Origin of the sequence: Streptomyces rimosus subsp. rimosus, from assembly GCF_000720725.1 — a bacterium.
Classification (GTDB): domain Bacteria; phylum Actinomycetota; class Actinomycetes; order Streptomycetales; family Streptomycetaceae; genus Streptomyces; species Streptomyces rimosus_A.
Genome location: NZ_JOCQ01000006.1, coordinates 104071 through 125133, shown reverse-complemented (window position 1 = coordinate 125133; position 21063 = coordinate 104071). Strand labels below are relative to the sequence as shown.

The 21063-nt window shown below is 73.2% G+C and carries 21 protein-coding genes; 9 read left to right on the top strand and 12 right to left on the bottom strand.

Features of this window, described 5'->3' with window-relative positions:
• Nucleotides 1-104 precede the first annotated feature (104 nt).
• Both IH45_RS0104985 and IH45_RS0104980 read right to left on the bottom strand, forming a co-directional pair.
• Nucleotides 105-653, bottom strand: a complete 549-nt coding sequence (locus IH45_RS0104985; protein ID WP_030661909.1) for an RICIN domain-containing protein — start codon at nucleotides 651-653, stop codon at nucleotides 105-107.
• 19 nt (nucleotides 654-672) lie between these two features.
• Entirely contained in the window at nucleotides 673-930 is a 258-nt protein-coding gene (locus IH45_RS0104980; protein ID WP_158812932.1) for a hypothetical protein, read from the bottom strand.
• A 417-nt stretch (nucleotides 931-1347) separates the two neighbouring features.
• Here IH45_RS0104980 and IH45_RS0104975 point away from each other — a divergent pair, with 417 nt between their 5' ends.
• The 4 genes from IH45_RS0104975 (at nucleotide 1348) to IH45_RS0104960 (ending at nucleotide 6155) form a co-directional block, all read left to right on the top strand.
• Complete coding sequence (locus IH45_RS0104975) at nucleotides 1348-1800, top strand: hypothetical protein (RefSeq protein WP_030661903.1); 453 nt, start codon at nucleotides 1348-1350, stop codon at nucleotides 1798-1800.
• 120 nt (nucleotides 1801-1920) lie between these two features.
• Nucleotides 1921-3378 (top strand): hypothetical protein, encoded by a 1458-nt coding sequence (locus IH45_RS0104970; protein ID WP_030661901.1) that lies wholly within the window; start codon nucleotides 1921-1923, stop codon nucleotides 3376-3378.
• A 105-nt stretch (nucleotides 3379-3483) separates the two neighbouring features.
• Nucleotides 3484-4785, top strand: a complete 1302-nt coding sequence (locus IH45_RS0104965; protein WP_030661898.1) for an AAA family ATPase — start codon at nucleotides 3484-3486, stop codon at nucleotides 4783-4785.
• Between the two features lie 125 nt (nucleotides 4786-4910).
• Nucleotides 4911-6155: a vWA domain-containing protein gene (locus IH45_RS0104960; protein WP_030661895.1), complete on the top strand. Its 1245-nt coding sequence runs from the start codon at nucleotides 4911-4913 to the stop codon at nucleotides 6153-6155.
• Here the strand turns inward: IH45_RS0104960 and IH45_RS0104955 are convergent.
• Together IH45_RS0104955 and IH45_RS0104950 are read right to left on the bottom strand one after the other, a co-directional pair.
• Complete coding sequence (locus IH45_RS0104955) at nucleotides 6142-7128, bottom strand: urea transporter (protein ID WP_030661892.1); 987 nt, start codon at nucleotides 7126-7128, stop codon at nucleotides 6142-6144. The genes IH45_RS0104960 and IH45_RS0104955 overlap by 14 nt on opposite strands.
• 98 nt (nucleotides 7129-7226) lie before the next feature.
• The gene (locus IH45_RS0104950; RefSeq protein WP_030661890.1) at nucleotides 7227-7874 is read right to left on the bottom strand and encodes a TetR/AcrR family transcriptional regulator; all 648 of its coding nucleotides are present in this window, start codon (nucleotides 7872-7874) and stop codon (nucleotides 7227-7229) included.
• Nucleotides 7875-7979: 105 nt separating this feature from the next.
• Between IH45_RS0104950 and IH45_RS0104945 the strand changes: the two genes are divergently transcribed.
• The 4 genes from IH45_RS0104945 (at nucleotide 7980) to soxR (ending at nucleotide 11135) form a co-directional block, all read left to right on the top strand.
• A complete protein-coding gene (locus IH45_RS0104945) occupies nucleotides 7980-9131 on the top strand; it encodes an acyl-CoA dehydrogenase family protein (RefSeq protein WP_030661887.1) in 1152 nt (383 codons plus the stop codon).
• A 116-nt stretch (nucleotides 9132-9247) separates the two neighbouring features.
• Complete coding sequence (locus IH45_RS0104940; RefSeq protein WP_030661884.1) at nucleotides 9248-9877, top strand: TetR/AcrR family transcriptional regulator; 630 nt, start codon at nucleotides 9248-9250, stop codon at nucleotides 9875-9877.
• A 141-nt stretch (nucleotides 9878-10018) separates the two neighbouring features.
• Nucleotides 10019-10480: a MaoC family dehydratase gene (locus IH45_RS0104935; protein WP_030661881.1), complete on the top strand. Its 462-nt coding sequence runs from the start codon at nucleotides 10019-10021 to the stop codon at nucleotides 10478-10480.
• A gap of 121 nt (nucleotides 10481-10601) precedes the next feature.
• A complete protein-coding gene (gene soxR / locus IH45_RS0104930; RefSeq protein WP_030661878.1) occupies nucleotides 10602-11135 on the top strand; it encodes a redox-sensitive transcriptional activator SoxR in 534 nt (177 codons plus the stop codon).
• A gap of 4 nt (nucleotides 11136-11139) precedes the next feature.
• Here the strand turns inward: soxR and IH45_RS0104925 are convergent, their stop codons facing one another.
• The 6 genes from IH45_RS0104925 to IH45_RS0104900 form a co-directional block, all read right to left on the bottom strand.
• The gene (locus IH45_RS0104925) at nucleotides 11140-12582 is read right to left on the bottom strand and encodes an amidase (RefSeq protein ID WP_030661875.1); all 1443 of its coding nucleotides are present in this window, start codon (nucleotides 12580-12582) and stop codon (nucleotides 11140-11142) included.
• 59 nt (nucleotides 12583-12641) lie between these two features.
• On the bottom strand, nucleotides 12642-12755 hold the full coding sequence (locus IH45_RS1000000151170; protein ID WP_463607441.1) for an MFS transporter small subunit: 114 nt from the start codon (nucleotides 12753-12755) through the stop codon (nucleotides 12642-12644).
• The gene (locus IH45_RS0104915; protein ID WP_030661873.1) at nucleotides 12752-14128 is read right to left on the bottom strand and encodes an OFA family MFS transporter; all 1377 of its coding nucleotides are present in this window, start codon (nucleotides 14126-14128) and stop codon (nucleotides 12752-12754) included. Before IH45_RS0104915 ends, IH45_RS1000000151170 begins: the two co-directional genes overlap by 4 nt.
• A gap of 148 nt (nucleotides 14129-14276) precedes the next feature.
• Nucleotides 14277-14894 carry a hypothetical protein gene (locus IH45_RS0104910; protein WP_030661871.1) on the bottom strand — a complete coding sequence of 206 codons (618 nt, stop codon included), beginning with the start codon at nucleotides 14892-14894 and terminating at the stop codon, nucleotides 14277-14279.
• A gap of 399 nt (nucleotides 14895-15293) precedes the next feature.
• Nucleotides 15294-16601 carry a hypothetical protein gene (locus IH45_RS0104905; protein WP_030661869.1) on the bottom strand — a complete coding sequence of 436 codons (1308 nt, stop codon included), beginning with the start codon at nucleotides 16599-16601 and terminating at the stop codon, nucleotides 15294-15296.
• A gap of 223 nt (nucleotides 16602-16824) precedes the next feature.
• Nucleotides 16825-18195 carry an MFS transporter gene (locus IH45_RS0104900; protein WP_030661867.1) on the bottom strand — a complete coding sequence of 457 codons (1371 nt, stop codon included), beginning with the start codon at nucleotides 18193-18195 and terminating at the stop codon, nucleotides 16825-16827.
• A 347-nt stretch (nucleotides 18196-18542) separates the two neighbouring features.
• On the opposite strand from IH45_RS0104900, the gene IH45_RS1000000146235 reads away from it, so the two are divergent.
• Entirely contained in the window at nucleotides 18543-19025 is a 483-nt protein-coding gene (locus IH45_RS1000000146235) for an NUDIX domain-containing protein (RefSeq protein WP_078897259.1), read from the top strand.
• Here IH45_RS1000000146235 and IH45_RS0104890 read toward each other — a convergent pair.
• Both IH45_RS0104890 and IH45_RS0104885 read right to left on the bottom strand, forming a co-directional pair.
• A complete protein-coding gene (locus IH45_RS0104890) occupies nucleotides 18982-19593 on the bottom strand; it encodes a hypothetical protein (RefSeq protein ID WP_030661863.1) in 612 nt (203 codons plus the stop codon). The genes IH45_RS1000000146235 and IH45_RS0104890 overlap by 44 nt on opposite strands.
• Nucleotides 19594-19681: 88 nt before the next feature.
• Complete coding sequence (locus IH45_RS0104885) at nucleotides 19682-21007, bottom strand: exo-beta-N-acetylmuramidase NamZ family protein (RefSeq protein WP_030661860.1); 1326 nt, start codon at nucleotides 21005-21007, stop codon at nucleotides 19682-19684.
• Nucleotides 21008-21063: the final 56 nt, after the last annotated feature.

Sequence of the window (21063 nt, the reverse complement as noted above, 5' to 3'; positions counted from 1 at the left end):
GTTGTCGGTGCCCGCAACAGTCGGGCATTGCACTCTGCCTGGCCGCGCGGAGCCGGCCACCGGGGGCCGGCTCCGCGCGTTGCGGCTGATGCCGAACGGAGTCCTCAGGACTTGACCGGCAGGAGGCGCCACAGCTGGGCGTCGGTCCCGTTGCAGTACCAGCTCTGTGCGTTCGCACCGTCGTTGGTCTTGGCGTGGTCGATGTCCAGGCAGCGGTCGGCGACGTGCGTGGGACGCAGCTGGTAGAGCTCCTTGGCCATGTCGACCATGTTCAGCTCCCACTGCATCTGGGGGTTCCCGGTGCACCACCACTGCTGGACGTTGGCACCGGCCTGCTTGCCGCTGTTTTCCACTTCGAGGCACTTGCCGCTGTGGCGGGCCCGCACCTCGAAGGCGCCTTCCCCGGTGGGCACCAGCTCGAAGACCTGGTTGTCCAGGTCGTCGGCGCAGGTCTGCTGTACCGCGTTGGCGCCGTTGGCGAAGCTCCCCTTGTTGATGGTGAGGCACTTGCCGGTGAGCGCGAGCTGCAGCTGCACGCTGGTGGACGCGGCGGCGCGGGGCGTGGCCTGGTCGGCGTGGGCGGTGGTCACGCCGCCGGCCAGCGCGGCGACGCTGCCGGCGACGGCCAGCGCGGCTCGGATGCTCCGAGACATCGTGGAGTTCCCTACTTCCTCAGTCAGTGACGTGGGTGAGTTCATCGGCGGTGGTCAGCGCGCGAGCGGCGCGGACTCGCCACATCGCGTTCACGGCGACCGGGCGCTCGTCACGGGTACCGACACCGGCCGGCAGCGCCACCGTGCTCGGCGGTACGGCGGTGGCGGCGGCCGAGGCGGTGGCTGCGGCGATCCCACGCGTGATGACCTGCCGCGTACGTGCGGAGGCGACATTGTTCATGATCATTCCGGTGTGCAGGAGCCCCTCTGGTCCCACCGTACGGACGATCCGAACATGTACATGGTGGATGGGGGTGAACTATTAACGATCCGCCAGTTAACAGTCAAGTGGGTATGAGAAGGGATTGATCCGCCGTCAGTGCACCTTTTCGTCGGATCGGCAGGTTCCGGTGCTACCGCTGTGATGAGGGCGGCACTTATGGGGGCCGGTCGCGACGGTGTGGCTGCAGCGCCTTGTCTGCCCGAACTGAGCCGGTCCCTGCGGCAGTTGACGGGTGAGTGGCGCACGGAACCGCCGGGACGGCATCCCCGCCGCGTCCGGCCCCGGTGGTCATCGCGCCCATGACCTGGGAGGTCATTGAGTCACCGCCCCGGTGACGGCATCGTCACCTCGCGAAGGGGTCGTTCGCGGACCCGGCCCGCCCGGGTCCGCACCCGAAGCGAGGAGACGCGTATGACCACCACCGGTACGGCCATCGGCACCGCGGCCCGCCCCGCACCGGCGGCCGGCCCGGACACCGCGGGCCTGCTGCGCAAGATCCTGCGGATCGACAGCTGGAGCACCGCCGCGTTCGGCGTCGTCATGCTCGCGGGCGGCAGCCCGCTCAGCACCCCACTGGGCCTGCCGACCACCTGGTCCCTCCCCATCGGCATCGCCATGCTCGGCGGCGCCGCGGCCCTCGCCCTCATCGCCGGCTACCCCCGCATCCCCACCGGCCCGGCCACCGCCGTCGTCGCGGGCAACGCCCTGTCCTGCGTGGCCATGCTGGTGCTCACGTTCTCCGGGCTGCTGCTTCTCACCGGGCCGGGCGTGGTGTTCCTGGTGGTCGGGGCAGTGGTGGTGGCGGTGTTCGCGGGGCTGGAATGCGTGGGGCTGCGGCGGTACTTGCAGGCCGAACGGGGCTGATCGAGGCCCGCAGGGGCGGGCGCGACGCCGACAGGCCGTCAGCGGTGTGGTTATGATGCCGGGGATGAAGAACTTCTCCTCGTATGGAATGGGGGAATCGTTCGTGCAAGGTGAGTGCTGATGGCACTTGTCTCCGCGAACGAGTTTCCGTCCCGCCTTTTGATGTGGCAGCGCGTACGCGAGTACGCCGTGCCACCGTCCATGATCGAAATCGCGGCCGCGCGACGTACGGCCGGTGACTGGGCAGGGGCCTGCGCCGCTGCCCGGATCGATGTCGACCTCGATCTGCGCGCCGTGCGCGACCGCCACGGCACCGCCCTTGTCACCCGCCTCCGTGCGGACCTGCGCCGCCTGGCGCCGGATCTGCTCCGATGGCACATGCCGAGGGTCGCCCCCGACGGGCGGCTCCGGCCCGGCCTTACCCTCTGCCTGGCCCGCTACCACGATTCCGGCCCCACGCCGCTTCAGCTGGTGGTGCGGACACCGCCGGCCTGGGCGGACGCGGGCCAGCGGATGTCCCTGGCCCTGTGGGCGGGCGCCGGAGACGACGGCCTCGGGCGTCATCCGCACCCGCATCCCTCCCGGCGTTTCCGCCTCGACCTGCACCGGCATCTCTGGGACGCCGGGCGCAGCGGCGAACTGGCGCAGCGGTGCGGAGCGGGTGGGACGCCCGTGCCCGGCTCGTCCGACCTGCCAGGTCTTCTTGGCAACGCTCCGTTGGCAGTGACAAGTTGGGCCGCCGAAGGGCAGCTGTTGCTGGCGGCCGAGGGCCGCGCTCGGGGAGCCTTCACCGTCCGGCTCGGCGCGCGCAACCGCGCCGTGCTGGAACTCGTCGCCCCCGACGACAGCCACGCCCCTTCACTCCGGCCGCTGCGCGACGCGCTGCCGCCGCAGGAGGTCGCGGCGCTTCCGGTGCTGCCGGACGCGGCGGCCCGGGTTCTTCCGGACCTGGAGCTGCTGCGGGCCGGGCTGATCACGGCCGGGCAACTGCATCCGCTCGTCGCCGTGGCACTCGGGGCGTCCGCCCCGGCAACGGTGGCCGACTCCACCCCCGCCCCCACGTCCGCCGATCCACACCGCATCGAGTGCCGGGGCGAGGTCCACCGCATCGCGCTGCGGGACGGCGTACTGACGGCGATCGATCACGACCCGGACCAACTGCGCCGGGAAGAACTGCTGGTGGCGCTCGGCGGGCCGGGACTGCCGTGCCTGCGGGCGATCGACGCGGTGCACCGCAGCCCGGAGGCCCTGCCCGCGGTTCGCGAACGGCTGCGTCACGGTGACATCGTCGGGGCGCTGGACGTGGTCGAGGGGCTGCTCGGTCCGGGCGCCGTCCTGCGCGACGGGCCGCTCCGGGAGGAACTGGAGTCGGCCGCGGCCCGCCGTATCGACCACGGTCTCTTCCGGTCGGGGCTGGCCGACGAGCACCCCGGTGCCGGTGCGGCAGTGGGCGGAAACGCCCCGGGCGTGGGGCGCGCGGAGGCGCGCCGCCGCCCCCGCCTCAACCGGTATACGCCTCGCGACCTGAGGCGCATGTGGGGCAGCCGGGCCCGGCCCCGTACGAGCATGTACCGCTGACCGGCCGCCCGCCGAAGCACCCACGGCGCACCGGACGCCGTACACCCGCACGCCATCCGTAACGGGCCGTCGCCCCGTTCCCTCAACACACCCCAGGTGATGTCCATGACTTCCAGCACCCTCCTGTCCGCCGCCCCGGCCCCGACCGCCGGTACGTCCGCTCCCACCCCCGCCCCCGAGACCCGCACGGACCTCGCCCTCGCCGACGACCTCCTGACCCTTCTGCGGACGACCACCACCGAGCCGCGCCCCGACGAACAGCTCGAAGCGCTCACCCTGGCCGTCGCGGCCGACCTGCCCGTCCTGCTCTGGGGCGAGCCGGGCATCGGCAAGACCGCCGCCCTGACACAGCTCGCCACCTCCCTCGACCTGCCGCTGACCACGGTCATCGCCAGCGTCCACGAGCCCTCCGACTTCTCCGGACTGCCCATCGTGGGCGACGACCCGGCGGTGCAGGGGGTGCCGATGGCGCCGCCGCAGTGGGCCGTGGAACTCGTCCGGGCCGGGCGGGGGCTGCTCTTCCTGGACGAGCTCTCCACCGCGACCCCGGCTGTCCAGGCCGCGCTGCTCCGGGTCGTCCTGGAGCGGAAGGTCGGTGCGCTGCAACTGCCGCCGGGAGTACGCATCGTGGCCGCCGCCAATCCGCGCGCGTCCGCGGCGGACGGGTGGGAGCTGAGCCCGCCGCTGGCCAACCGGTTCGTGCACCTGCACTGGGTGCACGACCGCGAGGTGGTGGTGCGCGGTCTGGGCGGAGTCTGGCCGCGTGCGGAGCTGCCCCGGCTGGTGCCGGAGCGGCTGCCGGAGGCGGCGGCGTTCGCCCGGCGCGCGGTCTGCGGTTTCCTGGCGGCCCGGCCGACGCTGATCCACCGGCTGCCGAACACCGAGACGCGGCGCGGCGGTGCCTGGCCCTCGCCCCGGAGCTGGGATGCCGCGTTGACCCTGCTGGCCTTCGGTACGGCGGCCTCCGTCTCCCGGGAGGTGCTGGCGCTGCTGGTGCGGGGCGCGGTGGGGGACGGGCCGGGGCTCGAACTCCTCGCCCACCTGGACCGGATGGAGCTGCCGGACCCGGAGTCGCTGCTGGCCGATCCGGCCTCCGCCGAACTGCCCGTGCGGGGCGATCTGCGTCAGGCGGCGCTGGACGCGGTGGTGGCGGCCGTCGGGACGCGGCCGGAGCGGGAGCGGTGGGAGGCCGCATGGGCGGTACTCGTCCGCGCGCTGGAGACCGGCGCGCCGGACCTGCTGGTCGCCCCGGCGACGGCGCTGGCCGCGCTGCGGCGCGACGACTGGGAGGTGCCGGAGACGGTGGAGCGGCTGACCGCAGTGGTGGGTCTCGCCCGGCGGGCGGAACGGTCGGTGGGCAGTGCCATGGCGGCCGAGGCCGAGCGTACGGCGGGGGCGCGCCGATGACGGGGGCCGCGAAGCGCCCGGGGCCGTCCCCGCTGCCGCGCCCCATGGCCCGGCCCGCGCCGCCGCGCCCGGTTCGGGCCGCCGTGCCGAGGCAGTCGGCCGGCCGGCCCGAAGCCGCGCTGGACATGGAGAAGCTGCTGGCCGCGCGGCTGCACGCGGTGAAGGTCCGTCCGTACCTGGCCGGTGCCCTGTTCGCACTGCACGTGGTGGCGGACCGGTCGGTGCCGACGATGGCGGTGGACGCGTACTGGCGCTGCTACGTCAACCCCGGTTTCGTGGCGCGCACCCCGCTGGAGGAGCTGGCGGGCGTCTGGGTGCACGAGGTCTCCCACCTGCTCCGGGACCACCACGGGCGGGGCGAGCGGTACGCACGCGAGCACGGGGAGCCCGGGCCGGCCGAGCATGGTGAGACGGGGGTCCCGGACGAACGCCGGGAGAGGCTGCGGCGGAACATCGCCGCCGACTTCGAGATCAACGACGACATCTACGGTGACGGTCTGCCGCAACCGGCCGGTGCGGTGCTGCCGTCGCTGTTGCAGCTGTCCGACGGGCTGCTGATGGAGGAGTACCTGCGGACGGCTTCGATGTCCGGGCTCTCCGCCGAACTGGCCTGGCTGGACTGCGGCAGCGGTGCCGACGGGCAGGACCGGTCGTGGGAACTGGGGCCCGACGGGGCACACGGGCTGAGCCGGCAGCAGCGGGACGCGATCCGCTTCCGGGTCGCCGAGGGGATCAAGGGGCGGCCGGGGGACGCGCCGGAGGGGTGGCGCCGGTGGGCGGACGAGGCGTTCCACCCACCGCAGCCGTGGCGGCAGCTGCTGGGAGCGGCGGTACGCTCGGCGGTGAGCGGCGCGGGGGCGGGCGAGAACCACAGCTACCGGCGGCCGTCCCGGCGTTCGGCCGGTGTCCCCAAGGTGCTGCTGCCGAGCCTGCGCCGTACGCCGCCCCGGGTCTGCGTCGTGATCGACACCTCCGGGTCGGTGAGCGACGCGGAGCTGGGCAGCGCCCTGCTGGAGGTGGCGGCGATCTCGCGGTCGGTGGGCGGGCGCCGCGACCTGGTCTCGGTGATCTCCTGCGACGCGGCGGCCGGGGTCGCCGTCCCGCTCTGCCGCGCCGAGAACATCGAACTGATCGGGGGCGGCGGTACGGACCTCCGCTCCGGGTTCGCCCGGGCGCTCCGCTCCCAGCCGCGCCCGGACGTGATCGTCGCCCTGACGGACGGCCAGACCCCGTGGCCCTCCGTACAGCCCTCCTGCCGCACCGTCGTCGGCCTCTTCCCCCGCCCCGCCCGGATCGTGGACGAGGAGGACCCCGACTACGTACCGGACGTTGCCCCGCCGCCCTGGGCACGCGTCGTCACGATCGGCTGAGGCGGCCCAGCCGCGGCAACGCCGGAGCAGCCGCCAGAAAGACCAGGGTGGTCAGGACGAACGGCCAGGTGAAGGTGTGGCCGCCGGACGGGGCGGTGAGGGCGGTGATCGCCGGGGCCAGGGCCGTGGCGGTTGCCGCGCCCGCCACCGCGTACGCGGCCGTCCGGCGGCCGGCCGGGAGGAACACCCCGCACAGCGCCATCGCGACCAGCACCGCGTTGTAGCCGGCCGCGCCGGACGCGATCTGTGCCGTCGGGGCGCCCAGTGCCCAGGCGGTGCCGGTGCCGGTCAGGCTGCCGACGCAGGCCATCGCCCCGGCCGTACGGCTCGCGGCGAAGATGCCGGCGAGGAAGAGCGCGCCGACGTACCACTGCGGCATGAAGAAGACCTGGGCGACGTTGGCGAAGAGGCCGTGCCACAGGTCGGTGAAGGACAGGGCGGCGGGCGGCCCGCCGGTCCCGGGCAGTGCCGCCGGGGCCGCGCCTTGGTGCCAGACGCGCGCGAGGCCCGGCGCGCCGATCGTCAGCGCGCTCGCCACCAGGCAGAACGGGAGAGTGAGGGTGGGCAGTTGCCAGGTGGCCAGGACGCGTGCCGCGGCGGCGGTGACGACCGTGACCACCGCGCTGCCGGCCACCGCGAGCAGCACGGTGGACACGTGCCCGGGGCCGAGGAACACCGCGGAACCGACGGCCACCAGGCAGGCGTTGAACCCTTCGAGGCCCGCCGTGATCCGGTCGCGGTCCACACCGAGCAGGTGTGCCGTGGCCGTGCCGGCCGCGGTGCCGAGGAGCCCGTACAGGCCGTACGCCCAGCCCGCCGCGCACAGCGCCACGGTGAAGACCGCGCCCGTGACCGCGCTCGGCAGGAAGTCGACCTGACCCTGGCCGCGCAGGACATGGACGGTGTGCCGCGCCCAGCGGCGCCGGGCCGGCGGAGCGCTCCGGTCCCGTGGCGCGGCGATCCGATCACGCACGTCGTCCTCCCTCTCCGGCAGGCCGGGCACGCCGGTCACTGCGGGCGCCGTACCGGGCCCGGCCAAGTGGATGCACTTTACAGCTACGTGTTGAGCCGTTACATGTGCGGCGGCGGAGTGGTGGCCGGGTGCCGCAGCGCCAGCCCGTCGACCAGCGCCAGCAGGCCCGTCTCGAACGCGCCCTCGTCGACCCGCTGCTGGTGCTCCGCCAGCAGGTGCGCCTGGCCCAGGTGCGGGTAGTCGGCCGGGTCGTACGCGCTCGGGTCGGCCACGAAGCCGCGCGCGAAGGAGCCCAGCGCGGAGCCCGCGACGAAGTAGCGGACCATGGCGCAGATCCGGGTCGCCTGGGCGGGCGGCCAGCCGGCCTCCACCATGCCGCCGAAGGCCGCGTCGGCCATCTTCAGGCCGGCCGGGCGGCGGCCGGGGCCCTGGGCGAGGAACGGCACGATGTTCGGGTGCGCGGCGAGGGCCGCGCGGTAGGAGCGGGCCCAGGCCAGCAGCCCGGCCCGCCAGTCGGCGCCCGCGCCGAGGGCCGACACGTCCACCTCGGAGATCACCGTGTCGGCGACCGCGTCCAGGATCTCGTCCTTGGTCGTGAAGTGGTTGTACAGGGACGGCCCGCTGACGCCCAGCTCGGCGGCGAGCCGCCGGGTGGACAGGGCCGTCAGGCCCTCCGCGTCGATGAGCGCGAGCGCCGTGGTGACGATGCGCTCCCGGCTCAGCAGGGGCTTGCGGGGTCGGGCCATGCCGCACATAGTAGAGGCTGCCGCCAGAAAACTAGCAGTGGTAGTTAACGGGTGTCCGGCCGTGCCGGGCGGCCCGGCTGCCGTCACCCTCCGCAAGGGGCCTTGATGAACCTGGAGCTGAGCGAGGAGCAGGCTGCCGTCCGGCAGCTCGCCAAGGATTTCGTCGACCGTGAGATCACGCCGCACGCCGCCGCCTGGGACCGCGCCGAGCGCGTCGACCGGTCCGTGGTCAAGAAGCTGGGCGGGCTGGGCTTCCTCGGGCTGACCGTCCCCGAGGAGTACGGCGGTTCCGGCGGTGACCACCTCGCCTACGCGCTGGTGACCGAGGAGCTGGGCCGCGGCGACTCCGCGGTGCGCGGCATCGTCTCCGTATCGCTGGGCCTGGTCGCCAAGACCGTCGCGGCCTGGGGCGACGAGGACCAGAAGCGGCGCTGGCTGCCCCCGCTCACCTCCGGGGACGCCGTCGGCTGCTTCGGTCTCACCGAGCCCGGCACCGGCTCGGACGCGGGCAGCCTGGCCACCCGCGCCGTACGGGACGGCGACTCCTACGTGATCAACGGCAGCAAGATGTTCATCACCAACGGCACCTGGGCCGACGTCGTGCTGCTCTTCGCGCGCACCGGTGACGCGCCGGGGCACAAGGGCGTCAGCGCCTTCCTCGTCCCCGCGGACACGCCCGGCCTGGAGCGCCGGGAGATCCACGGCAAGCTGGGACTGCGCGGCCAGGCCACCGCCGAGCTGGTGCTCCAGGACGTACGGGTGCCCGCGGACGCGATGCTGGCCCCGGAGGGGAAAGGGTTCTCCGTCGCGATGTCCGCCCTGGCCAAGGGGCGGATGTCGGTCGCCGCGGGCTGCGTCGGCATCGCCCAGGCCGCGCTGGACGCCGCCGTCGGGTACGCCACCGAGCGCGAGCAGTTCGGGCGGACCATCGCCCACCACCAGCTGGTGCAGGAGCTGATCACCGACATCGCCGTGGACGTGGACGCCGCGCGCCTGCTGACCTGGCGGGTCGCCGACCTGATCGACCGCGGCGAGCCGTTCGCCACCGAGGCGTCCAAGGCGAAGCTGTTCGCCTCCGAGGCGGCGGTGCGCGCCGCGAACAACGCGCTCCAGGTCTTCGGCGGCTACGGCTACATCGACGAGTACCCGGTCGGCAAGCTGCTCCGGGACGCGCGCGTGATGACGCTGTACGAGGGCACCAGCCAGATCCAGAAGCTGGTCATCGGGCGGGCGCTGACGGGGGTCTCGGCCTTTTGAGGCGGCCGTGACCCGGCCGTGCCGCGCCACTCGGCCCTAAGCGCTTGCTCACCGGCGCGGTAAGGTGTTCGGTCCGTCGCGGAGAGCCCGTGGCGGACCGAGGATCGGGGTGCGCGATGGTCACGGAGGCGGAGCGGGCGGACGGCTCGGCGGAGGACTGGGCCGACGTGTCCCCGGAGGCGGCCCGCCGCCTGGTCCGTGCCGCCGTCCAGGCGTTCGCCGAGCGCGGCTACCACGCCACCACCACCCGCGACATCGCGGGCCGCGCCGGCATGAGCCCCGCCGCGCTCTACATCCACTACAAGACCAAGGAAGAACTGCTCTACAGGATCAGCGGCGTCGGCCACGAGAAGGCTCTGCGGATCATGGAGGAGGCGGCCGCCGCCGAGGGCGGGCCCACCGAGCGGCTCGGCGCCGCCGTCCGCGCCTTCGCGCGCTGGCACGCGCGGCACCACACCACCGCCCGGGTCATCCAGTACGAGCTGCAGGCGCTCAGCGAGGAGCACTACGCGGAGATCGCCGACCTGCGGCGGCGCACCGACCGCTCGCTGCGCGGCATCCTCCAGGACGGCGCGGACGCGGGGGAGTTCACCGTCGGCGACGTGCCGGGCACCACCCTCGCGGTGCTGTCGCTGTGCGTGGACGTGGCCCGCTGGTTCTCCGCGGAGGGCGCCCGTACGCCGGAGGAGGTGGGCGATCTGTACGCCGACCTCGTGCTGCGCATGGTCGGCGCGCGGCGGCCGTGAACCCGTCCGGCCGGGTGCCGGGTCGGCATTGACAGGTCCCGGGGCCGCTGAGCATGCTGAGCAAGCGCTTAGTCGATGACACGTTGATGACACGTTGACGTCACGGTCCGCGCCCCGCGCGACCTGAGGAGGCATACGGACATGGCACAGCCCCGGGTGTTCGGCTCGCTCGACGAGCTGCGGAACGCGGTCGGCGAGGACCTCGGCACCAGCGACTGGCTGGAGGTCGACCAGAAGCGGATCGACCTGTTCGCGGACGCCACCGGCGACCACCAGTGGATCCATGTCGACCCGGAGCGGGCCGCGGCCGGGCCGTTCGGCGCCACGATCGCGCACGGCTATCTGACGCTGGCGCTGCTGCCCGCGCTCGTACCGCAGCTGCTGCGGGTCGACAACGTCAAGATGGGCATCAACTACGGCGTCAACAAGGTCCGCTTCCCCGCTCCCGTCCCGGTCGGCTCGCGCCTGCGGGCCACCGCCCGGATCGCGGACGTGACGGAGGTGCCCGGCGGTGTGCAGCTGGCGACGGCGGTGACGGTCGAGCGCGAGGGCGGCGACAAGCCGGTGTGCGTGGCCGAGACGCTCAGCCGGTTCCTGCTGTGACGGGCCGCTGACCGTAACCTGTGGCGGCCCGCCGACCGTGGCCCGTACGGGCTGCCGCGCGTAGCCCGTACCGGAGGGCAGCCCCGAACCGTCCCCGCGGGCCCACGGATAGGGTTGGCCCGTGCCTCAGCTTCCTTTCAAGGTCCACGAGCTCACGGTCGGCCAGCTCTCCGCGCGTAGCGGCGCCGCGGTGTCCGCCCTGCACTTCTACGAGTCCAAGGGGCTGATCAGCAGCACCCGTACGGCCGGCAACCAGCGCCGCTACACCCGCGACGCGCTGCGCCGGGTCGCCTTCGTGCGCGCCGCCCAGCGGGTCGGCATCCCGCTCGCGGTGATCCGCGACGCGCTCGCCGAGCTGCCCGACGAGCGCACCCCCAACCGGGAGGACTGGGCCCGGCTCTCCGAGGTCTGGCGCGGCGAGCTGGACGAGCGCATCAGCCAGCTCGTCGAGCTGCGCGACCGGCTGACCGACTGCATCGGCTGCGGCTGCCTCTCCCTCCAGAAGTGCGCGCTGTCCAACCCGTACGACGAACTCGGCGAGCAGGGGCCGGGCGCGCGGCGGCTGCGCGTGGACCGGGCCGCCGGCGCACCGTCCCGGACGGGCGCGGCCGGCGCCGGGCCCGGCGCGCCCGACGGGTGCAGCACGGGCTGCTGAGGACTCACCAAACCTCCGGCTTGCGGTGCGCCCACGGCCGGGCCTGTTCCAGCTGCGCCGAGAGCGCGACCAGCGTCGCGTCCTCCCCGTACCGTCCGCCGAGCATGACGCCGATCGGCAGACCGGCCGCGTTCCAGTGCAGCGGGACGTTCACCGCGGGCTGGCCGGTGGCGTTGTAGAGCGGCGTGAACGGGGTGAAGGCGCCGACCGCGGCGAACTCGGCCTGCGGGTCGGCGTCGTTGCGCAGTTCGCCCACGCGCGGCGGCGGCGTCGCGACCGTCGGCGTCAGCACCACGTCGAACCCGCTGCCGCGCGGCATCACCCCGTCGGCGATCAGCTGCCCCAGCATCCGGAACGCGTACAGCGCGCGGGCGTACTCGGTCCCCGGGATCTCCGCGCCGCGCCTGCGCAGATAGCGGGTCAGCGGAAGCAGCTCCGCCTCACGCTCCGGCGGTACCGGGCGGTTGGCGGCGATCACCGACCAGACGCGGGTGAAGGCCAGGCGGTAGCTGTCGTCGGCGGGCAGGGTCAGTTCGTCCACCTCGTGCCCGAGGTCCGCCAGGAGCGCGGCCGTCTCCGTGACGGCGGCCCGGCAGTCCGGGTGCACCTCGACGCCCGGGAACGGCACGTCGACCAGCCAGCCGACGCGCAGCCGCCCCGGGTCGCGCCCGGCGTACGCGGTGTACGTCTCGCCGGGCGGCAGCGCGGGCGCCGCGTACGGGTCGCCGGGCATCGGACCGGCCATCGCGTCCAGCAGCGCGGCGGCATCCGCGACCGTACGGGCGAGCGGGCCTGCCGTACCCAGGCCGGAGACGTCGTGGAGCAGCGGTCCCGAGCTGATCAGACCGCGGCTCGGTTTGATGCCGTACAGGCCGCAGAGCGCGGCGGGGATACGGACCGAGCCGCCGCCGTCGCTGCCGTGCGCCACCGGGGCCAGCCCGCCGGCCACCGCCGTGGCGGCCCCACCGCTCGAACCGCCCGCCATACGCTCCAGGTCCCAGGGGGTGCGGGCGGGCGGCGCGAGGAGGTTCTCCGTGTAGCAGGGCAGGCCGAATTCGGGGGTGTTGGTCTTGCCGAGCAGGATCGTGCCCGCCCGGCGCAGCTTGGTGACGACGTGGTCGTCCCGCTCCGGCACCTGGTCGGCGAACGCCCGCGAGCCCATCGTGCAGCGCACCCCGGCGACCTGCGTGAGGTCCTTGACCGGCACCGGGACCCCGTGCAGCGGCGGCAGCTCCCGGCCCTCGCGCCGCGCCGCGGCCGCCTCGTCCTCCGCCGCGGCCGCCTGCTTGCGGGCGATGTCGGGGGTACGGGTGAGGAACGCGCCGAGCGTGCTGTCCAGGTCCTCGGCGCGGGCGAGGTAGTGCTCGGTGATCTCCACGGGGGACAGTTCGCCGCTCCGTACCCCGGCGGCCTGCTCCAGAGCGGTCAGATCGTGCAGTTCGGCCATGCGGGTCCGCCTTCGGGTGCGCTGTGGGGGACCGGTCCGGGCGGACCGGCGGTGCTGTGTCAGCCCGTGAAGAGTTGTCTCAGCTTCAGGGCCAGTTCGTAAAGGCCGTACCCGAACGGGAGGCCGACCCACAGCCAGGCCACGGCGAGCAGGGCGGTGCGGCGGGCGGTCACGGGGCGGCTCCCTTCGGAGCGGTGGGGGAGGCGGCCCGGGCCCCGGCCGGCGGTGGTTCGTGGTACCGGGGATGGACGGGCCGCACCAGCTCGTTGGCGGCGAACCCGACGACGAGCAGACCGATCATGATGAAGAAGGAGGTCGTGTACAGCTCGGGGCCGGTGTGCCCGGCGGACCTGCGGGCGTCGGCGACGGCGTTGACGATCAGCGGACCGAGGACGCCCGCGGTGGACCACGCGGTGAGCAGCCGGCCGTGGATCGCGCCCACCTGGTACGTGCCGAACAGGTCCGTCAAGTAGGCGGGCACGGTGGCGAAACCGCCCCCGTAGAACGAGAGCAGCACCGCGGCGCACACGATGAACAGCGGCTTGGAGGCGTCGCCCGCCAGCGCGATCAGCAGGTACATCAGCGCGCCCGCGCCCAGGTAGAGGCGGTAGACGTGCTTGCGTCCGGCCAGGTCGGAGGTGGCCGACCAGACGATCCGGCCGAGCATGTTGGCCAGCGAGAGCAGGCCGACGAAGCCCGCTGCGGCCGAGACGCTCACCGGCGCCGGACCGCGCGCGAAGAAGTCGGCGACCATCGGCGCCGCCTTCTCCAGGATGCCGATGCCTGCCGTGACGTTCGTGCACAGCACCACCCAGAGGCACCAGAACTGCGGGGTGCGCAGGGCGTTGCGGGCGGAGACCTGCGCGGTGGTGATCAGCGGGCGGGACGCTGTCGCGGTCCGGTGCGCACCGGGGGCGTCCCGGCCGGTGGGCGGCAGCCGTACCAGCAGCACCCCGAGCGTCATGAAGACCGCGTACGCCAGCCCCATCACCAGGAACGTGCGGGCGATCCCGGACGGGCCGGTGCCCAGCACGCCCAGCAGCCAGGCCGACCACGGCGAGGCGATCAGGGCGCCGCCGCCGAAGCCCATGATGGCGATGCCGGTGGCCGTGCCGGGGCGGTCCGGGAACCACTTGATGAGTGTGGAGACGGGGGAGATGTAGCCGATGCCCAGGCCGACGCCGCCGATCACCCCGTAGCCGAGGACGACGAGCCAGTACTGGCGGGTGGCCGCGCCGAGCGCCGCCACCAGGAAGCCCGCGGAGAAGCAGACCGCCGAGACGGCCATCGCCCAGCGCGGCCCGTTGCGCTCGACGAGGGTGCCGCCGAACGCGGCGGACAGCCCCAGCATGACGATGGCCAGCTGGAAGGGGAGCGCGGAGGCCGTCCCGGACAGGCCGAGCGCGGACTCCAGGGGAGGCTTGAACACGCTCCACGCGTACGCCTGCCCGATGGCGAGGTGGATCGACAGCGCCGCGGGCGGCACGAGCCAGCGGCTCCAGCCCGGCGGCGCGACGGCGGTACGGGAACGGCCGGACGCACACATGAGGCGGAACGTACAGCGTTCACCCACCTCCGGGAAGTACGCCCGCACCGCGCCCGCCCCCGCGGACGTCCTGCCACCCGTCCCCGCGAACGCCCTGCCGCCCCGGCCGAGCGCCCACGCCGCCCCGGCGACGCGCCCCGGCCGCCCCTCAGGCCGCCACGAACAGCCGCCGCTCGCGGGACGACTGCCGCGCCTGCGCCAGCGTCTCCCTGGTCAGCACCGCCAGCGGCGCCACGATCCCGCACTCCTGGCACACCGGTCCCGCCATCGGGAAGCGTTCGAGATCCGTGCGCCAGACGAATCGCGGCGTGTCGCAGACCGGGCAGTCCGCCCGCGGCGTACCCGCCTCCATCGCGCGGATCATGCTGCGCAGCACCGCGGCCAGCGGCGCCGCCGGATGCCGGTGGGGCGCTTCGCACGGCACGATGTCACAGCCGCCCCACGTCCGCCGGTGCCAGTCGTCGAGCGCGCTGGGCTGCCGAATGCCGTCGTGCTTCTCGCGGCGCCTGCGGGCCGCGAACTCCTGCTCGTACCCGAGCCAGACGGCGCGGGCCTCTTCCAGTTCCTCCAGCGCGGCCACCAGCCGCGCCGGGTCGGGTTCGCGGTCCTCGGTCGCGATGCCCGCCCTGGTGCACAGATGGTGCCAGGTCGCGCGGTGCCCGTACGGGGCGAAGCGTTCAAGGCACTTGCGCAGGGCCGTACGCCGCTGGGTGGCGACGAGACGGGGGTTGCGCACCTGTTCTGCGAGAGCTCTGAAACCGGCCAATTCATCCCACCTCCGTGGGGAGGACCCGACTGGACAGAGAATGGACGTAGCGGACCGCCCACCGGATCCATCGAACTGTCTTGCGGGTGTGTGGTGGCGGCACTCGCGCCGCACCGGTCGCCCCTCGCTCCCGGTGTCCCCCGCGGCGCCCGGCGCGCCTCGTGTGCATCATCCACCGTACATCTGTGGGGATTTGAGAAAGTTAAGGTTGCCCACCTTCCGACTGCGGCGCGGTACCGGCGCCCTCATCGCAAGGGGCGCCGGTGACTCCTGGTACCCAAGCCGCGGGCGATCGATCCATGCGGCGGGCTACTTGGCGGTATCCGGTCGGTCGTGTGCGAAGCGGTTTCGTACGCCCCGCCCCCGTACGAGCACCTGCTCGCGCCGCGCGGACGGAGGCTACCTACCGGTCACCCGCCCGGCCCCCAGCACCACCCGCGCCAGTTCCCCGTGGCAGATGTCGCTGTGCGCGCCGGCGGGCGGCGGGCCGTCACGCACCACCGAGGACGCGTCGATGCTCACGCAGCCCGCACCCGGCACCGCGGCGCCCAGCCGCACGATCCGGGTGCCGTCCACCGCCTGGATGCCGTCATGGCCGATCGCGCCCCAGCGGTCGAACAGGCCAAGGAAGCTCGCCGAGTCGCCGGAGAGCTTGGAGGCCAGCGGATAGAGCATGCTCAGCGCCGAGTCGTGCCGCGAGAAGCAGGCCACCATCGGCCCGTCCACCCGCTGCTGCACCCCTTTCAGTGCCCCGCCCCGGTCCGGGTCGTGCGGCAGCCGGGCAGCGAAGGCGTAGTGCGAGAAGGCCCCTTGCAGCAGGGTCACGGACTTCACCCCGGTGGCCCCGGCGGGCATGCCGCGCAGCGCGTACGACACCAGCCGGGCGCCGAAGCTGTGCCCGATCAGGTGGATGCGCACCCCCGGCGCGCTCTTCACCAGCGCGCCGAGCACCGGGCCCAGCCCCAGCTGGCCCACCACGCCCGCACGCCGCTTCATCCCGTAGTAACTCGACTGCCGCAGGAACTCCTTGGCCCCGTTCCACAGCCGCTTCAGACCGTCCCCGAACAGCTCCTGCTGCCCGCACTTCTCCAGCGCCGCCGTGAAGATCTCGCACACCCCGAGCGGGTCGTCGGTGAGCATCGCGGGCGTGCCGGTGCCCATGTCCTCGGCCAGCTGTTCCGCCGGGCTGTCCGCGCGTACGGACACCAGGTCGCGTACGAGGCGCGCGTACTCGTCGAAGGCGGACCGGGCCTCGGGCCGCTCGGCCAGCAGCTCCTGGACGCGCCGCAGCGTCAGGTCGCGGCCGGGGAAGCACCGCGCCAGAGCGCGCAGCGTCGCGTCGTCCAGCAGCGGCGGACCGGCCGGCGCGGTGGGCGCGGCGGCCGGTGCCGGGGGGAAGTCCGGGATCGGCTCGTCCGTGAACCGCATCGCCGGCCAGATCACCCCGGCGTACCCGAGGCGCACCCCGGCCCCCGCCATCGCGGGGAACGGCGCGAAGAACCGCCCGTACAGGCGCGTGGCCATCGACCGGTCGTTGTTCCAGCCGTGCGCGAAGACCAGCAGATCGGTGACGCGCTGCTGCGCCGCCCCGGCCACCAGCCGGTCCCGCTGCCCGGCGTCCGGGTCGCCGTCGGCGTCGAACGTCAGCTCCCAGTACGGCAGTACGCCGATGTCCGCTGCGCCGGAACTGCCCGCGGTATCCGTCATGACGACCCCCTGAGCGGCGCGCCGGGCCACGCTGCCGGGCCGGAATTCCGGGCCGCGCCGCGTTGTGCAGCGCATCGTCCTGCGGAGGGGTGGATCCGGCCATACGTCAGGTGTGGCCGATTCACGCCGGGGCGGGACGGGGGCGGGCCGACCCGGGATGGGGGCGGGCCGATCCGGGACGGCGCGGGGCGGCCCCGGTGCCGTTACCGGTGCGCGCCGATCCCTACCCCGCCAACTCCCTCTCCCGCGTCTCCGGCAGCGCCAGTACGCACCCCAGCGACACGACCGCCATCGCCGTCACGTACCACCCCACGGAGCTCGACCCGAAGGCCGCCTGCAACCGGGTCGCCACCAGCGGCGACACCGCGCCGCCCAGCACCCCGCCGAGGTTGTAAGCCAGCGAGGCGCCCGAGTACCGCACGGTGGTGCCGAACAGCTCCGGCAGGTACGCGCCCATCGGCCCGTACACCACACCCATGCAGAAGAGCGCACCGCCGATCGCCACCGCGATCAGCACCGGCTGCCCGGTGTCCAGCAGCGGAAAGAGGACGAGCCCCCAGACGCCCGCGGCCCCCGTCCCGGCCAGCACCAGCTTGCGGCGCCCCGCGCCGTCCGAGCGGGTGGCGGCGAGCCAGGTGCCCGCCGCCAGGAACAGGCAGGCGACCAGCGAGAGGGCGAGCATGGTGTTGCGCGGGACGCCGAGCGTCCCGGTGGCGTACGCCAGGCAGTACGTCGTAGCGGTGTAGAAGAGCCCGTACGCGACGACCATGCCGCCCGCCCCGAGCAGCAGCTCCCGCGGATACCGCCGCAGCACATCCAGCACCGGCACCCGGCCGGCTTCCCGCTTGCTCATCACCTCCGCGAAGACCGGCGTCTCGCTGATCTTCAGCCGTACGAACAGTCCCACCGCCACCAGCAGGAACGACAGCAGGAACGGCACCCGCCATCCCCACGACCGGAACGCGCCGTCGTCCAGCACCGCCGACAGCAGCCAGAACACCCCGGTGGCCGCGAAGAACCCGACCGACGGCCCCAGTTGCGGAAACGCCGCATACAGCCCGCGCCGCTTCTTCGGCGCATGCTCCACCGCCAGCAGCGCGGCCCCGCCCCACTCGCCGCCGAGCCCGATCCCCTGCAGGAACCGCAGCAGGATCAACAACAGCGGCGCCCAGACCCCCAGCGTCCCGTACCCCGGCAACAACCCCACCAGCGCCGTCGACAACCCCATCAACAACAACGAGGCCACCAACACGGACTTCCGCCCCACCCGGTCCCCGAAATGCCCGAACACCACCGACCCGAGAGGCCGCGCCGCGAACGCCACCGCATAGGTGGAGAACGACGCGAGGGTCGCGTTGACCGGGTCCAGGGTCGGGAAGAACGCCTGGTTGAGGACGAGGGCGGCGGCCGTCCCGTAGATGTAGAAGTCGTAGAACTCGATGGCCGTCCCGATGAACGAGGCCACGGCCACGCGGCGGAGGCTTTCGGGGGCGGCGGGAGAGCCGGGCGCGGCGGTGCCCTCGCCCTGGTCCGGAACCGTTGCGGCCGGGAAGAGTTCCGCCGGGTTGGCTGCTGATGACGCGTCACTGTGCATGAGGCGCACTGTCGGGCGGGAGGGTGGGGGAGTCAATAGGTGGGATGGGGGGTCTTGGATGATGAGACGGCCTGTACCGTCAAAAACTCACCCCGCGATGGTCGGCCCACTTCTCGGCAGCCCCGAGCATGGCTTGGAGCCAGGCGGCGTCGGACGACCGGTCGCAGCGCGCCTTGGCCCGCCGGCCCTGGGAGCCTCCTGGCGTTGAGTTGCGCAAGGCGCCGCCGCCACTTGCCATCGTGCGTATCCGCCGGTCCGTGACTTTCTGGCCCAATGCGATGAAGCCGCACGGGTCAGGAGGCTGCTGCTCGCGGACATCATTTCGCCACGGAGTGGAGGACACGCCCATGAGGCCGACGCCTGATGACCCCGACGCGTGGCACGCCTACCTCGCGGAGGGCAATGCCAAGCAGCCCCGTAAGCGTGTCGCTGCCGACGTGCTGCTCCGCAACACGCATGGGACCTACCTGCTCGTGCAGCCGACGTACAAGCCTGGGTGGGATCTTCCCGGAGGCATGGCGGAAGCGAACGAAGCGCCCGAGGACGCGGCCGTGCGAGAAGTGAAGGAAGAGCTCGGCGTGACCATTACGTTGCTGGGACTGCTGGTTGTGGACCGGGTGCCGCCCCATGGGCCTCGGTGCGATCAGTTGGCATTCATCTTCGACGTTTCCGCAGGTCAGAAGGCTTGTCTGGGAGCCTCTCGGTGTGCCTCGGTGTACTGCTGTGAGTGCTTCCCCAAGGAGGGGGATACGTCCACCAGCGAGGAGGCCGGGGAGCCAGGCCACGTCACCCTCCGGGCACGGTGGCAGGGCGGTGAACCTCCAGAATGACTGCGGTCCCGGCCACCGTTCGGTCCTCGTGCATGGTGATCTGCCGGCCGGGCCGGACGTGCGTCCAGTGGGCGGGGGTGAGGGGTACAAGACGAACCGTGGCATGCCCGCCGGGCTCCAGCGTGGGCATGTTCTCGATCCAGAGCGCGGCGATGCTGACCGCACGTTCACCGGTGGGTGAGAGCTGTCCGATGTCCCACATGGGGCGCAGAACACCGGCGCCGACGATGGGTGTCGTGCGTCGTGCCTCGCGGGCAGGACGGAGCGTCAGATCGGCTCGGATCGCGCCGTTGCGGATCTCGGCGCATCGCCAATGGCACCAGGCCGCGCTCCGCTCAAGCCCGAGCTGCTCAGCCGCTTCGGCGAGCTTCTGCCAGAACGCCAGAGGGAGCGAGCGACCGTCTCCGAGCTCCTCCAGCAGGCTCAGGGCGGTCTCCCACTCGTCGTGGGCGAGGTAGTCCCAGATGTCTTGCACCGTGATGTCGTTCTCGGTGGCGGTCTCTTCCGGGGCCAGCAGGGAGGCTGATTCGAGCAGCTCGGGGACGTACACGCGCTCATTGTCGACCATTTGCAAGAGCGTCCCGGTCACTCGCTCAACTCATGGCCCTGAGAAGATGAGCATGGCGACGGCGACACGCGTGGAGGACGTGGCGAACTCACCGGTAGCGCAAGTACTCCCGCCGCATCCGACGGAAGCCGGCCAAGTCCTCCTGCCAGGCCGCGGTCACCTCGTCCACCCCGGCGCCGGCGTCGATCATCGTGCGGACGCGTGGGGTGCCGGTCAGCTTGTCGATCCAGTGGTCCGGGCGCCAGGCGAAGGCGGGCCAGGTGCGGGCCGCGGTGACCAGCAGGGCGATGCCCGTACGGACCGGGTCGAAGGCCCTGCGGTCGTGGACGTGGAGCTGGACGCCGCCGACGGTCTTGCCCTGGAACTTGGAGAAGGCGGGGGCGAAGTAGGCCTCACGGAAGTGGACGCCGGGGAGACCGATGTCTGCGGCGAGGGTGTTGACCGCGGCGGCCCAGCGGCGGTCGATGCCGTCCGCGCCCAGGAGCTCGAAGGGGCGGGTGGTGCCGCGGCCCTCGGAGAGGTTGGTGCCTTCGAAGAGGCAGGTGCCCGCGTAGACCAGGGCGGTGTCCGGGGTGGGCATGTTGGGGCTGGGCGGGACCCAGGGGAGGCCGGTCGCGTCGAAGAAGTCCGACCGCCGCCAGCCCTTCATCAGGACGGTCTCCAGGTCGGCCGCCCGGCCCGCCGCGCGGGGTACGAACTCGGCGTTGAAGAGTTGGGCGAGTTCCGCCACGGTCATGCCGTGCGCGAGGGCGATCGGTTCCCGGCCCACGCCGGACGCCTGCGCGCGCTCCAGTACGGGGCCGGCGGCGGCGCGGCCGGTCACCGGGTTGGGGCGGTCGAGGACGACGAAGCGCTTGCCCGCGAGGACGGACGCGACCATGCAGTCGTACAGCGTCCAGATATAGGTGTAGAAGCGCGCCCCGACGTCCTGGATGTCGAAGACGACCGTGTCCACGCCGGACCGGGTGAAGATGTCCGCCAGCGCCCGGCCGCTCTTGCCGTACGTGTCGTGGACGGGCAGGCCGGTGGCCGGGTCCTCGTAGCTGCCCTCCGAGCCGCCCGCCTGCGCCGTGCCCCGGAAGCCGTGCTCGGGGCCGAAGACGGCGGTCAGGTTCACCCGGTCGTCGGTGTGCATCACGTCCACGATGTGGCGTACGTCGGGGGTGACACCGGTGGGGTTGGTGACGATGCCGGTGCGGCGGCCGGACAGGAGGGCGTAGCCGTCGGCTGCCAGGCGGTCGAAGCCGGTACGGACCCGGGGGCGGGCAGCCCCTGTCTCCCCTGGCCCCGCCTCACCGGTCCCGGTGGTGCCTGTGCTCCCGTACGCCGCAGCCGCCTCACCCGTCATCGCCGTCGCACCCACCATGCTCGTGACCGCCGTCGCGGCCAGCAGATTCCGTCTGGACAGGGTCATGCGTCCACCTCCGCCGTCAGGCCAGTGTGGTGCGCACGCTAACGCCCGGCGGCCGC